Origin of the sequence: Rubellimicrobium sp. CFH 75288 (genome assembly GCF_009904055.1) — a bacterium.
GTDB lineage: Bacteria > Pseudomonadota > Alphaproteobacteria > Rhodobacterales > Rhodobacteraceae > Rubellimicrobium.
Genome location: NZ_WYDP01000014.1, coordinates 71,685 through 84,720, shown reverse-complemented (window position 1 = coordinate 84,720; position 13,036 = coordinate 71,685). Strand labels below are relative to the sequence as shown.

13 protein-coding genes are annotated in these 13,036 nt (G+C 76.8%); 9 read left to right on the top strand and 4 right to left on the bottom strand.

What is annotated here, in order from left to right:
- Positions 1-144: 144 nt before the first annotated feature.
- The 3 genes from serB to GT358_RS12255 all read left to right on the top strand — a co-directional run bounded on the left by serB (position 145) and on the right by GT358_RS12255 (position 2,867).
- Positions 145-1,053, top strand: a complete 909-nt coding sequence (serB, locus tag GT358_RS12265; RefSeq protein ID WP_166582911.1) for a phosphoserine phosphatase SerB — start codon at positions 145-147, stop codon at positions 1,051-1,053.
- Positions 1,054-1,064: 11 nt separating this feature from the next.
- Positions 1,065-1,823, top strand: a complete 759-nt coding sequence (locus tag GT358_RS12260) for a TSUP family transporter (protein WP_166582910.1) — start codon at positions 1,065-1,067, stop codon at positions 1,821-1,823.
- Positions 1,824-1,889: 66 nt separating this feature from the next.
- A complete protein-coding gene (locus tag GT358_RS12255) occupies positions 1,890-2,867 on the top strand; it encodes an aspartate carbamoyltransferase catalytic subunit (protein ID WP_166582909.1) in 978 nt (325 codons plus the stop codon).
- A 234-nt stretch (positions 2,868-3,101) separates the two neighbouring features.
- Here GT358_RS12255 and GT358_RS12250 read toward each other — a convergent pair whose 3' ends face one another.
- Both GT358_RS12250 and GT358_RS12245 read right to left on the bottom strand, forming a co-directional pair.
- Complete coding sequence (locus tag GT358_RS12250) at positions 3,102-3,674, bottom strand: hypothetical protein (protein WP_166582908.1); 573 nt, start codon at positions 3,672-3,674, stop codon at positions 3,102-3,104.
- Between the two features lie 69 nt (positions 3,675-3,743).
- Complete coding sequence (locus tag GT358_RS12245; RefSeq protein ID WP_166582907.1) at positions 3,744-4,466, bottom strand: 16S rRNA (uracil(1498)-N(3))-methyltransferase; 723 nt, start codon at positions 4,464-4,466, stop codon at positions 3,744-3,746.
- A 32-nt stretch (positions 4,467-4,498) separates the two neighbouring features.
- On the opposite strand from GT358_RS12245, the gene ubiA reads away from it, so the two are divergent.
- From ubiA to GT358_RS12230, 3 genes are all read left to right on the top strand, one after another.
- Entirely contained in the window at positions 4,499-5,467 is a 969-nt protein-coding gene (gene ubiA, locus GT358_RS12240; RefSeq protein WP_166582906.1) for a 4-hydroxybenzoate octaprenyltransferase, read from the top strand.
- Between the two features lie 119 nt (positions 5,468-5,586).
- Positions 5,587-7,509: an OmpA family protein gene (locus tag GT358_RS12235; RefSeq protein WP_166582905.1), complete on the top strand. Its 1,923-nt coding sequence runs from the start codon at positions 5,587-5,589 to the stop codon at positions 7,507-7,509.
- Between the two features lie 28 nt (positions 7,510-7,537).
- The gene (locus GT358_RS12230) at positions 7,538-7,846 is read left to right on the top strand and encodes a hypothetical protein (RefSeq protein WP_166582904.1); all 309 of its coding nucleotides are present in this window, start codon (positions 7,538-7,540) and stop codon (positions 7,844-7,846) included.
- A gap of 114 nt (positions 7,847-7,960) precedes the next feature.
- On the opposite strand, the gene GT358_RS12225 is transcribed toward GT358_RS12230, so the two are convergent.
- The gene (locus tag GT358_RS12225) at positions 7,961-8,962 is read right to left on the bottom strand and encodes an L-threonylcarbamoyladenylate synthase (RefSeq protein WP_166582903.1); all 1,002 of its coding nucleotides are present in this window, start codon (positions 8,960-8,962) and stop codon (positions 7,961-7,963) included.
- 89 nt (positions 8,963-9,051) lie between these two features.
- Here GT358_RS12225 and GT358_RS12220 point away from each other — a divergent pair, with 89 nt between their 5' ends.
- The 3 genes from GT358_RS12220 to GT358_RS12210 all read left to right on the top strand — a co-directional run bounded on the left by GT358_RS12220 (position 9,052) and on the right by GT358_RS12210 (position 11,654).
- Positions 9,052-10,743, top strand: coding sequence for an acyl-CoA dehydrogenase family protein (locus tag GT358_RS12220; RefSeq protein ID WP_166582902.1), 1,692 nt, complete (start codon positions 9,052-9,054; stop codon positions 10,741-10,743).
- 72 nt (positions 10,744-10,815) lie between these two features.
- Positions 10,816-11,034: an aa3-type cytochrome c oxidase subunit IV gene (locus tag GT358_RS16715; RefSeq protein ID WP_166582901.1), complete on the top strand. Its 219-nt coding sequence runs from the start codon at positions 10,816-10,818 to the stop codon at positions 11,032-11,034.
- Positions 11,034-11,654 (top strand): hypothetical protein, encoded by a 621-nt coding sequence (locus GT358_RS12210; protein ID WP_166582900.1) that lies wholly within the window; start codon positions 11,034-11,036, stop codon positions 11,652-11,654. The genes GT358_RS16715 and GT358_RS12210 overlap by 1 nt, the downstream gene beginning before the upstream one ends.
- 531 nt (positions 11,655-12,185) lie before the next feature.
- Here GT358_RS12210 and GT358_RS12205 read toward each other — a convergent pair.
- Entirely contained in the window at positions 12,186-13,034 is an 849-nt protein-coding gene (locus GT358_RS12205) for an NAD-dependent epimerase/dehydratase family protein (RefSeq protein WP_371416281.1), read from the bottom strand.
- Between the last annotated feature and the right edge of the window lie 2 nt (positions 13,035-13,036).

Genomic DNA, 13,036 nt, shown 5'->3' with positions numbered 1-13,036 from the left:
TGCGTCCCCCGTTGGGGGGGGATGTCCCGCCGCCACCGCTAGAAGGGTCGCGGGGCTTCCGCAAGGCGCCGCCGGGGGCTATGCCGGCCCGCACGCGGCCCTTTTCGCTCCGCGCCCGCCCCGCCCGTCCACGATCGGAAACGCATGACCGCCCCCGCTCCGCCCGATCCCGCCTTCCCCGGCGGCCCCCTCGTCGCCGTCCTCGTCGCCCCCCCCGGCCGCCTCCCCCCCGCCCGGGCCGAGGCGCTCGCCGCGCGCTGGGCCGCCCCCCTGCGCTGGCTCTCGCCCGGGGAGGCCGCGGAGATCCCCCTTCCGGCCGAGCCCCCCGACCTCTGGGACGTCTGGGCGGCGCTCCAGGCCGAGGGGATCGACCTCCTCCCCGCCCCGGCGGGGGGGCGGCGCAAGCGCGTCCTTCTCGCCGACATGGATTCCACGATCATCGGCCAGGAATGCATCGACGAACTCGCCGCCGAGGCGGGCGTGGGCGAGCGCGTGGCCGCCATCACCGCCCGCGCCATGGCCGGCGAGCTCGGCTTCGAGGGCGCGCTGCGCGAGCGCGTGGCCCTTCTCGCCGGCCTGCCCGAGGAAACGGTCGCCCGCGTCCTCGCCACCCGCATCGCGCTCGCCCCCGGCGCCCGCACGCTGGTGGCCACCATGGCGCGCGACGGCGCGCGCTGCGTCCTCGTCTCCGGGGGCTTTCTCTCCTTCGCCCGCCCCGTCGCCGCATGGGCCGGCTTCCACGAGGCGCGCGCCAACACCCTTCTGGCCGAGGACGGCCGCCTCACCGGCCGGGTGGCCGAGCCCATCCTCGGCCGCGAGGCCAAGGCCCAAACCCTCTCCGAGGTGACGGCCTCCCTCGGCCTCGGCCCCCGGGACGCGCTCGCCGCCGGCGACGGGGCCAACGATCTCGGCATGCTGGGCCTCGCGGGCCTCGGCGTCGCCGTCCATGCCAAGCCCGCCGTCCAGGCCCGGTGCCGCCTGCGCGTCAACCACGCCGACCTGTCCGCGCTCCTGTTCCTGCAGGGCTATGCCCGCGCCGACTTCGCGGCCTGAAGGGGCGCCCCGTGGACCCGCTCGACCCCCAGATCCTCGCCCTTCTCGCGCTCGCCGCGCTGCTGGCGGGCTTCATCGACTCGATCGCCGGCGGGGGCGGGCTCCTCGCGCTGCCCGCGATCCTGCTCGCGGGCGCGCCCCCCGTCACGGCGCTCGCCACCAACAAGCTCCAGGGCCTGTTCGGCACCGCCTCGGCCGCGCTCTCCTATGCGCGTGCAGGGCAGGTGGACCTGCGGGCGCAGGCGGGGCCCGCCCTCGTCGCGGCTCTGGCCGCCGGGGCGGGGGCGCTGGTCGCCTCGCGCCTGCCTGCGGACGCGATCCGCCTCGCGCTGCCCGTCCTGCTCATCGCCGTCGCGCTCTTCTTCGCGCTGCGCCGCGGCCTCGACGACAGCGACCGCGCCCAGCGGCTCGGGCCGCGGGCCTTCGGGGCGACCGCCGTGCCGGGCCTCGCCTTCTACGACGGGGTGCTCGGGCCCGGCACGGGGTCCTTCTACATGATCGGCTTTGTCGCGCTGCGCGGCTACGGCCTGCTCAAGGCCACGGCGCATACCAAGCTCCTGAACTGCGCCTCCAACGTCGGCGCCATGGCCGTCTTCGCGCTCGTGGCCGAGACGTGGTGGATCGCGGGCCTCGTCATGGGTGCGGGACAGATCGTCGGCGCCCAGATCGGCGCGCGCGCGGCCGTGCGCGGGGGCGCGCGCCTCATCCGCCCGCTCCTCGTCGTCACCTCGCTCGCCATGGCGCTGCGCCTGCTCTGGGACGCGCTCTAACCGCCCCGCTTGCCCCCCCGCCCCCTGCCCCCTAGACAGGCGCCCAGCGCGCAGCGGAGCCCGCCCATGCCCTTCCGCCAGACCCATCTTCTCGGCATCGCGGACCTCCAGCCGGCCGAGATCACGACGCTTCTCGACCTCGCCGAGACCTATGCCGAGCGCGCGCGCCGCGGCCTGCCCGCGGGCGACGCGCTCGAGGGGCTCACCCAGATCAACCTCTTCTTCGAGCCCTCCACCCGCACCCAGGCCAGCTTCGAACTGGCCGGCCGCCGCCTCGGCGCCGCCGTCACCAGCATGAGCGCCGAGTCGACCTCGCTGCGCAAGGGCGAGACGCTGATCGACACCGCGCTCACGCTCAACGCCATGCGCCCCGACCTTCTCGTGGTCCGCCACCCGATGTCCGGCGCGGTCGCGCTTCTGGCCGAAAAGGTCGCCAACTGCGCCGTCCTCAACGCCGGCGACGGCCGCCACGAGCACCCGACCCAGGCGCTGCTCGACGCGCTCACCATCCGCCGCGCCAAGGGCCGCCTCCACCGCCTCTCGGTCGCCATCTGCGGCGACATCGCCCACAGCCGCGTCGCGCGCTCCAACATCCTGCTGCTGAACCGGATGGAAAGCCGCATCCGCCTCGTCGCCCCCCCCACCCTCCTGCCCCCCGGCATCGCCGATCTCGGCTGCGAGGTGTTCCACGACATGGCCGAGGGGCTCCGGGGCGCCGACGTCGTCATGATGCTCCGCCTCCAGCGCGAGCGCATGGAGGGCGCCTTTGTCCCCTCCGAGCGCGAGTACTTCCACCGCTACGGCCTCGACGCGGCCAAGCTCGCCCATGCCGCCCCCGACGCGATCGTGATGCATCCCGGCCCCATGAACCGCGGGGTCGAGATCGACGGCGCCATCGCCGACGACCTCACCCGCTCGGTGATCCAGACCCAGGTCGAGATGGGCGTGGCCGTGCGCATGGCCGCCATGGACCTGCTCGCGCGCAACCTGCGCGCCGCGCGCGGCCGCGCCGCGCTTGGCGACATCCCCGACCTGTTCGGCTGACCGGAACCGCCCCCGGGGCCGGACCGTCCCGCGAACACGGCACAGCCGGACCCCCTGTCCGGCTCCGGGCAGCACCCCGACTCCAGCGCGGGAAAGCCCGCCGGCCAGGGGGTCGCGGGCGACGAGCCCCTGACCGGCGCCCGGGCTTCCTGTCCCCAACCCCGTGCGAGGAGAGCGGAGAGCCCTTCGACGACATGCCGACCAGGGCCGCCGCCTCCGAGGCGATCGACCGCCTCAGGGCCCGCTCCCCCCGCCTCGGCGGCTGACGGGCGCCCGGCCCAGACGCCGCACCTCCGGCGGCACCGCGCGCCACAGCGTCTCGGTGCCGCCGCCCTCGCGCCCCAGCGCCGCCAGCAGCGCCTCCATCCGCATCCCCGGCAGGGCGGCGAACAGGTCGAACAGCGCCCCCGCCCCTCGCGCCCCCAGCGGCACCGTCAGCACCGTGCCGTCGGCCCGCCACAGCCGCCAGGCCCGCGCGTCGCGGTCGATCTCCAGCGCCTCCAGCTCGTCCAGGTCCAGAAACCCCCCCGCCTCGGGACCCCAGTATTCCACCCGCCGCTCGTCCACCCGCACGAGGCCCGCCCCCGCCGCCTCGCGCGCGGCGGCGAACCGCCAGCGCTGCACCCCCGTCCACACGAGCCCGAGTCCCACCGCCGCCACCGCCCCCATCAGCCAGCGCGTGACCCCCCACGTGGCCGTGGCCCCCCACAGCCCCAGCCCCGCCAGCACCAGCCCCGCCAGCGCCTCGCGGCCGCGCCGCAGCGCCCGCAGCACCTCCTCCCGCCCCGGTGCGCGCTCCTCAGCCACCCTGCCCCTCCACCGGCCGGGCCCGCAGCCCCGGCGCCCGCCCGACGCCCTCGCGCCCTGCCGCCCCCCTCACCGCCAGTCCCCGCAGGCCCGCTGCCACAGCGCCAGGGCCGCCAGCGCCGCCGTCTCGGCGCGCAGCACCCGCGGCCCCAGCCCCACCCGCCGCGCAAAGGGCAGCCCAGAGAGCCACGCCCGCTCGCCTTCCGTGAAACCCCCCTCCGGCCCCACCAGCACCGCCCCCGGCGCGCCCCGCGCGCCTCCCTCCGGGACCGCCCCCTCCTCGCCTGCCAGCGCCTCGTCGCAGACCCACAGCGCCCGCCCCGGCTCCCAGCCCTCCAGCACGCGGCCCAGGGGGGCCAGCTCGTCCACCTCGGGCACGAAGGTGCCCCCGCACTGCTCGGCCGCCTCCGCGGCGATGCGGCGCAGCCGGTCGGCGCGCAGCCGCTCGCTGTTGGTGCGCTCCGTGCGCACGGGCCGGATGCGGCGGCAGCCCAGCTCGGCCGCCTTTTCCACCACCAGGTCCGTGCGCGCGGCCTTCAGCGGCGCGAACAGCAGCCACAGGTCGGGCGGCAGAAGGAGGGGGCGCACCCGCTCGCCCACGCGCAGCCGCCCCCGCCGTCCGGCCTCGGCGACCTCCGCCTCCCACTCCCCCGTCCGCCCGTCGAACAGCAGGACCCGCGCCCCCGGCCCCAGCCGCATCACCCCGAACAGGTAATGCGCCTGCTCGGGCGACAGCGCCACCGCCGCCCCCGCTTCCAGCGTCTGGTTGATGTGCAGGCGCACCCGCGGCATGAGAGCCCCAGCCTAGGGCGAGGACCCGACCGATGCCAGACCCCACCCCCCGCGCACCCGACCGCGCGGTGCCCGACGCCGCCCCCCTCAACTGGGTGGACCGCCGCGCCCCCCCGCGCTGGCGGCCCTTTCTGCGCCTGTCGCGCCTCGACCGGCCCATCGGCACCTGGCTCTTGCTGATCCCCTGCTGGTGGGGCCTGGCGCTGGGGCTCCTCGCCGAGGGCCGCGGCCCCAGCCTCGCGGATCTCTGGTTCGCGACGGCCTTCGCGCTCGGGGCGGCGCTGATGCGGGGGGCGGGATGCACCTGGAACGACCTCGCCGACCGCGACATCGACGCCGCCGTGGCGCGCACGCGCGACCGCCCGCTCCCCTCGGGGCAGGTGACGCCGCGCGCCGCGCTGCTGTGGATGGCGGCCCAGGCCGCGGCTGCCGGCCTCGTGCTCCTGACCCTGCCGCCCCTCGCCATCGCCGTGGCGCTCGCGGGGCTCGCGCCGGCCGCGCTCTACCCCTTCGCCAAGCGCGTCACCTGGTGGCCCCAGGCCGTGCTGGGGGTGGCCTTCAACTGGGGCGCGCTCGTGGGCTATGCCGCCGCCGCCGGACGGCTCGACGCCCCGGCCTGGCTTCTCTGGGGGGCGGGGCTCGCCTGGACGCTCTTCTACGACACGATCTATGCCCACCAGGACCGCGAGGACGACGCCCTTGTCGGCGTGCGCTCCACCGCGCGGCTCTTCGGCGACACGACGCCCCGCTGGCTGCGCCGCTTCCTCCTGGCCGCCGTGGCGCTGATGGGGGCGGCCGTGCTCGCGGCCGGCACGGGGGGCTCGCCCCTCGCGCTCGCGCTCGCGCTCGGCGCGCCCTGGGCGCTGGGCTGGCACCTCGCGGGCCAGCTCGCCCGCTTCCGCCCCGAGGACGGCCCGCTCCTCCTGCGGCTCTTCCGCTCCAACCGCGACGCGGGCCTGCTGGCGCTCCTGTTTCTCGGTCTCGGCGCGCTGGCCGCCTGAAGGCGCGGCTTTCCGCCGCCCCTCCCCCCCCTCCCGCTGCCGCCCCGGTTGCTCCCGCCCGGCCCTGCCCGTAAGGATCGGCCTCCGACATCACCCAGCGGCCCAAGGCCCCAGACCCCGTGCCGACGCCTCCTTCCCTGCCTGCCCTTGCCGCCTTCGCGCTCGCCGCCAGCGTCTCGGCCGTCGCCGCCCAGTCGCTCGTCCTCGCCCTCGAGGAGCGCTCGGCCGAGGCGGTGGCAGAGGAACTGGCCTCCGAAGGCTTCGGCTGGCTCCGGGTCATCGCCGACGGGCTCCAGGTCGTCCTCGAGGGCGAGGCGCCGACCGAGGCGGCGCGCTTCGGGGCCATGTCGGTCGCCGGCCGGGTCGTGGACGGCGCGCGCGTGATCGACAACATGCGCGTCACCCCCTCCGAGCAGCTCGCCCCGCCCGCCTTTGCCATGGAAATCCTGCGCAACGATTCGGGCGTCTCCGTGATCGGCCTCGTCCCCGCCGCCACCGACCGCGCCCGGCTGGCGCGCGAGATCGCGCGCGCCGCCGACGGAAGCCCCGTCTCGGACCTGCTCCAGACGGCCGAGCATCCCGTCCCCGCCGGCTGGGGCCCCGCCCTCTCCTATGCGATCGACGTCATCGGTCTGCTCGACCGCGCCAAGATCTCCGTGGAGGACTCGCGCATCGCCGTGGAGGCCGTGGCCGATTCTCCCGCCGACCGGCGCCGGCTCGAGGGCGCCATCACGCGCCTCAAGCCCGACGGCGTGGCGCTGGCGCTGAGCCTGTCCGCGCCGCGCCCCGTCATCGCGCCCTTTGTCCTGCGCGCCCGGCTCGAGGACGGCACCTTCCGCTTCGACGCCTGCTCCGCCGGCAGCGAGGAGGAGCGCGCCTCCATCCTCGCCGCCGCGCGGGCCGCCGGGGCCGAGGGACCGCTCGACTGCCGCACGGGTCTCGGGGCGCCCTCGCCCGACTGGGGCCTCGCGGCGGCCGAGGGGATCGCCGCCCTGGCCGCGCTGGGCGGGGGCACGCTCACGCTCACGGATGCCGACATGCTGGTGGTCGCTCCCGCCGGCATCGACCGCGACCTCTTCGAGCAGGAGACCGGCGCTCTGGGCGGCCGCCTGCCTCCGGGCTTCGCGCTCCGGGCCGAGCGCCCGGACGAATCCGCCACCCCGCCCCCCCCGGCCGAGTTCCGCGCGGCGCGCGGCGCGGACGGCAGCGTGCGCCTGACGGGCCGCGTGGCCGATGCCCGCATGGCCGAGCTGGCGCGCTCGCTCGCCCAGGCCCGGTTCGGCGCCGGAGCCGTCACCCTCGCCACCCGGACGGACCCGGCCGCCCTGCCCGAGGGCTGGGGCGTGCGCGTCCTCGCCGGGATCGAGGCGCTCGCCCATCTGGCCGAGGGTTCGGTGGCCGTGACGCCCGAGACGCTTGCGGTCTCGGGCCGCACGGGCAACCCGGCCGCCCGCGACGAGATCGCCGCCGCAATCATCGCCGCCGTGGGGCCGCGCGCGCGCATGGACATCGCCGTGACCTATGACGAGGCGCTCGACCCGGCGGCCGGCCGGCCCTCGGCCGAGGAATGCCTGAGCGCCGTCCAGGCCGCCGCCTCGCGGCAGAAGATCACCTTCGATCCCGGCTCGGCCACGCTGTCGGCCGCCGCCCGCCCCGTCCTGCGCGAGATCGCGGGCATCCTGCGCGAATGCGGCGACCTGCCGCTGCGCATCATCGGCCATACCGACAGCCAGGGCCGCGAATCGACCAACCTCGCGCTGTCCCAGGCCCGGGCCGAAGCGGTCCTCGCCGCGCTGCGCGCCGAGCGCGTCCCCGTGGCGGGCTTTGCCGCCGAGGGGCGCGGCGCGGCCGAGCCCATCGCCGACAACCGCACGGAGGAGGGTCGCGAAGCCAACCGCCGGATCGAGTTCGCTCTCGATGCGCCCCCGCCCGAGGCCGTCCAGGGTCCGCCCGCCCCCGTGGAGGAAGGCCCGCCGGAGATCGTCGAGGGCGCTCCGCCCGTCATCCCGCCCACGCGCCCGCCCGAGGACGACGCCGGCTGAGACCGGCCCCAGCCCCAGGATTGCCCCCGTGAACCGCACCGAACTCATCCTCGCCACCGCCGTGATCCTGTTTGCGGCCTTTGCGCTGGGCTGGTTCGCGGGCTGGCTCGTCAACCGCTTCACCCGCGTCACCCAGGCCGAGGTCGGCGAGCTCGACCGCATGGCCCAGGCCCTGCACGAGGCCGAGGAGACGCGCGACCAGGCGCTCGAATACCTCGCCCACCGCGAGGCCGAGCTCCAGAACCAGATCGCCCAGACCGAGGCCGAGCTGCGCGCCGCCATGGAGGGCCTGCGCGAGGCGCGCCGTCAGGCCGAAGCCGCCCGCGACCGCGCCTGACCGCCCCCCGCTCCGCCCTCCCGCTCCGGCCACCGACCCGCTGGCCCCCGCCAGCCCGGCCCGTGCCCGGTGCCCCCCGCCGCCTCGCGCCGCCCGCCCGGCCCCGGCCGCGCCCTAGCCGCGCGGCGCCGCCGCCCGGCGCAGCCGGTCGTTGATCGCCCGGCCCAGCCCCGTCTCGGGCACGGGCGCCACCGCGATCCGCTCGACGCCTGCCGCGTCCAGCCGGTGCAGCACCGCGAACAGGTTGGCCGCCGCCTCCCGCAGGTCGCCCGAGGGCGACAGGGACATCTCCCCCCGCACGGGCCCGAACCCCACCAGCACCTCGCCCGGCCCGGCCTCCATGGCCTCCAGCCGCAGCCGCCCCCGCGGCGCGTAGTGCGAGGCCGTCTGGCCGGGCGCCACGACGCGGGCGGGGTCCGTCTCCACCCGCAGCGCCGCCCCGAGCGCTGCCTCGATCGCCTCGGCGGGCAGTCCCCCCGCCCGCAACAGCCGCGCGCCCCCCTCCGCGTCGGGCATGACGATCGTGCTCTCCACCCCCACCGGGCAGGGCCCCCCGTCCAGCACCGCGTCGATCCGTCCCCCCAGCCCCGCCAGCACGTGCCCGGCCTCCGTGGGCGACACCCGCCCCGACGGGTTGGCCGAAGGCGCGGCGAGCGGCCCCGCGGCCTCCAGCAGCGCCCGCGCCAGCGGATGGTCCGGCATCCGCAGCGCCACGGTCGGCAGCCCGGCGAGCACCAGCGGCGCCACCGCCGCGCCCGGCCGGACCGGCAGCACGAGCGCGAGCGGCCCCGGCCAGAACGCCGCCATCAGCGCCCGCGCCTCGGGGCCCGCCTCGGCCAGCGCCTCCGCCTCGGCCGCGGAGGCGACATGGACGATGAGCGGGTTGAAGGCCGGCCGCCCCTTGGCCTCGAAGACGCGCGCCACCGCCCGCCCGTCCGCAGCCCGCGCGCCCAGGCCATAGACCGTCTCCGTGGGAAAGGCGACGATCCCCCCCGCGCAGAGCAGCCGCGCCGCCTCGGCCACGCCCGCCGCATCCCCCGCGAGCCGCCGCGTCCCGGCCGCCTCCGGGGAGGAGCGGCCGGAGCCGGGGGGGCGGGGCGGATCGGCGGGGACCATGACGCGGCGTTCCGGTTGGGCAGGACGGCGCGGCCCTGTAGCCTCATCCCCGAGCCCTGCCAAGCCGCCCCCCGACCCCCGGAGGCCCCATGCCGTTCCGCTCCCCCCTGTCCGAGATCCGCTTCCTGCTCGACCGCGTGGCCGGCCTGCGCATGGTCGCCGCCACGGACCGCTTCGCCGAGGCCACTCCCGACCTCGTGGACGCGATCCTCTCGGAGGCCGCGCGCCTGTCGGACTCGCTCGCCCCCCTCAACCGCGCGGGCGACCTCCACCCCGCCCGGCTCGAGAACGGCGCCGTGGTCACGCCCCCCGGCTTCGCCGACGGCTACCGCGCCATCGCCGAAGGCGGCTGGATCGGTCTCTCCGCTCCGTCCGAATGGGGCGGCCAGGGCCTGCCCCAGACGCTCGCGGTGGCCTTCCACGACATGCTCTCCGGCGCCTGCCTCGCGCTCGAGCTCAACCCGCTGATGACCCAGGGCGCCATTGAGGCGCTTGCGCGCCATGCCTCGCCCGAGCTGCGGGCGCTCTGCCTGCCGCCCCTCGTCTCGGGCGAATGGTGCGGCACCATGAACCTGACCGAGGGCAATGCGGGTTCGGATGTGGGCGCGCTGCGCACCCGCGCCGAGCCCAGGGGCGACGGCACCTATGCCGTGACCGGCGAGAAGATCTACATTACCTGGGCCGACAACGACTTTGCCGCCAACATCTGCCACCTCGTGCTCGCGCGTCTGCCCGACGGGGTGCCGGGGACCAAGGGCATCTCGCTCTTTCTCGTGCCCAAGCTCCTGCCCGGCCCCGACGGCCGCCCCGGCCCCCGCAACGCGCTCCGCCCACTCAAGCTCGAGCACAAGATGGGCCTGCACGGCTCGCCCACCGCGACCATGAGCTACGAGGGCGCGACCGGCTGGCTCGTCGGCCCGCCCCATGGGGGCATGGCGGCCATGTTCACCATGATGAACGCCGCCCGCCTCGGCGTCGGCATCCAGGCCATCGGCGCGGCCGAGGCCGCGCTCCAGATGGCGCTCGACTGGGCGCTCACCCGCCGCCAGGGCCGCGCCGGCGGCACCGGCACCATCATCGAGCACCCGGACGTGCGCCGCATGCTGGCCGAGTCGCGCGCCGACCTGTTCGGAGCGCGCGCGATCGCGCTCGACTGCGCCGTGGCCCTCGACATGGCCGAGGCCACGGGCGACCCGGCCTGGGCCGCGCGCGCCGCGCTTCTCACCCCCATCGCCAAGGCCCACGGCACCGACACCGCCTTTGCCGTCGCCGACACCGCGATCCAGGTCCAGGGCGGGATCGGCTATATCGAGGAGACGGGCACCGCCCAGATCCTGCGCGACCTCCGCGTGACCCGCATCTACGAGGGCACCAACGGCATCCAGGCGCTCGACCTCGCCGGCCGCAAGCTCGCCGACGGGGGCGAGGCCGCCTTCCGCCTCATCGACGAGACGGCCGAGACCGCCGCCCGCGCCCGCGACTCGCTGCCGCATCTGGCCGAGCCGCTCTGGCAGGCCGCCGAATCGCTGCGCGAGGGCACGGAATGGATGCTCGCCCATCCCGACAACCGCGGCGCCGGGGCCACGTCCTTCCTCGCCGCCTTCGCCCTCGTGCTGGCCGCGCGCGCCCACCTCGTCGCCGCCCTCGCCGACCCGGCCCGCGCCCCCCTCGCCGCCATCCACATCCGCCGCCGCCTGCCGCTCCACGCGGCCCACCTCGCCGCCCTGCGCGAGGGAGGGGCCGGGCTCACCGCCGTGTCCCCCGAGGCGCTCGCGCCCTGAGACATGCTCCCCCGGGGTGACAGGGCCAGGGCGATGGGCTATCCCCCGCCCGAGACGCATCAGGAGACCCGCATGGCCACCCACCACCCCGCGCCCCAGGACAACCGGGGCGCGCATGCGACCGAGGCGCTGGCCCACGGCACCCAGATCCAGGACCACCACCCGCGCGAGGCCGGCACCATGGACATCACCGAACAGGAACGCACCTTCGCGGGCTTCATGCGGCTGACGATCCGCGTCACCATCACCATCATCGTCATCCTGATCCTTCTTGCGCTGATCAACGCCTGATGCGGCGGCGCGCGCTCCTCCTCGGGTTCGGGGCGCTCGCGGCGCTGCCCGCCTGCGGCACCCCCTCCTGGGCCCCGGACGAGGATCTGGCGCTGCGCCGCTACCGCCATCCCGGCGCGCCCTCGCTCACGCTCATCACCGTGCGCAACAGCGCCACGCGCTCGGGTGCGCATACGGCGCTGCTGATCTCCGCCTCCGAACGGGTGCTCTTCGACCCGGCCGGCACCTGGACCCACCCCTCCATCCCCGAGCGCAACGACCTGCTCTACGGCATGAGCCCGGAGGCGCTCGACCTCTACCTCTCCTACCACGCGCGCGAATCCTACTTCGTCCAGCTCCAGGAGATCGACGTGCCCGCAGAGGTGGCCGAACAGGCCTTCGCGCTCGCGCGCGTGCGGGGCCCCGTCGGCATGGCACGCTGCACGATCGCCACGGCCGGCATCCTGCGCGAGCTGCCGGGATTCGAGGGACTGCCCGCCACCGTCCACCCCGCCCATCTCGCCCATGCCTTCGGGCGCCTGCCCGGCGTGCGCGAGCGGGAACTCCACGAGGACGACCCCGACGACGGCCGGGCCGAGATCCTGCGCTCCTACACGCCCCTGCCGGCCGCCGGGGGCTGAGCGCGCGCCGCCCGCGTTCAGAATCCGTTAACCGCTGCGTTCCAAGTCCCTGATCCGCGGGCAGAAGCCGGACGCAACACCACCGTGCGGTGGTCCAACCTTGCGTTAACCATTCCCCGGCATCCTCCGGCGCCAAGCCCCTCCCCCGCGCCCGGAGCCCCCATGCCGCCCCTTCTCGCCTTTCACGAACCCTTCCGCCTCGCGCCCGCCCGCCACGCGCTGCTCGCCCGGCTGCGCGAGGGCCTGCGCCCCTTCGCCACCAGCCGCCGCGACGCCAGACCCCTCGCCCGCGCCGCCCTCTGGCAGGCCGCCCTCTGCGCCGCCTCCCCCGCCCCCGACGCAGCCCTCGCCCTGACCTGCCAGAGAGCCTTCAGCCGCTTCGTCCAGGCCTGGCTCGCGCTCGACTGGACCCACCACAACCCCCTCCACGCAGACCCCTTCTGGGACGTCTCCGACCGCCCCTGGACCCCTCAGGACGCCCAGGCCGAACAGGAGCGATGGGACCAGGACAAGGCCGACTGGCGCGCCCGCTCAGCCGCGGCGGGGAATCCCGTTGCCGGCCATCCCCCGCAGCGCGCGGTCCAGCCCCTCCCACCCGCCGGGTCGCCAGCCCAGCGCCCGCAGCCGCTCGCAGCCCAGGACCGAGACGGGCGCGCGGTCGCGCGGCGGCAGCAGCCCCCGCACCCCCGCCGCCGCCCCCCACCGCACGAGCAGCTCGCGCCGGTCGAGCAGGAGGTCCGAGGCGCCGAAGCCCCCCGTCCCGCCGCCCTCCAGCAGCAGCAGGACCGCCCGGGCCAGGTCCCCGCCCCACAGCTCCGTCGCGCGCCGCGGCTCCACGGGCTCGCCCCGCGCGAACGCGGCGAACAAAGGCCCCCACTTGCCCGGACCGCCTCCCGCCTCGCCATAGATCCCCGTCGCGCGCAGGCTCGCCCCCCCGCGCGCGTGCAGAGCGGCCTCGCCTTCCGCCTTGATCCGGCCATAGAGGCTCCGCGGCCGCACCGGCAGCCCGTCCCCCAGCGCCGTCCCCTCCGGCCAGCCGTCGAACACCGCGCGCGAGCTCAGGAACACGCAGCGCCGCGCGCCCGCCTCCTCCCAGAGCCGCAGCGTGCCGTCGCGGTTGAGCCGCACGAAGCCTTCCGGGTCCTCCCCCTCGCCCCCGCGATAGCGCCCCGGCACATGGGCCAGCGCCAGGTGCACGACCGCGTCGCACCCCGCGAGCGGCGCGGGCTCGCCCAGCCGCCAGGGGCGCGCCTCGCCCCCCCAGGGCGAGGGGCGGCCCAGCGCGACGACGCCCCAGCCCGCCTCCAGCAGGCCCCGCACCACGAACCCCCCCACGAGGCCCGAGGCCCCCGTGACCGCCGCCACCCCCCTTCGCGCCACGG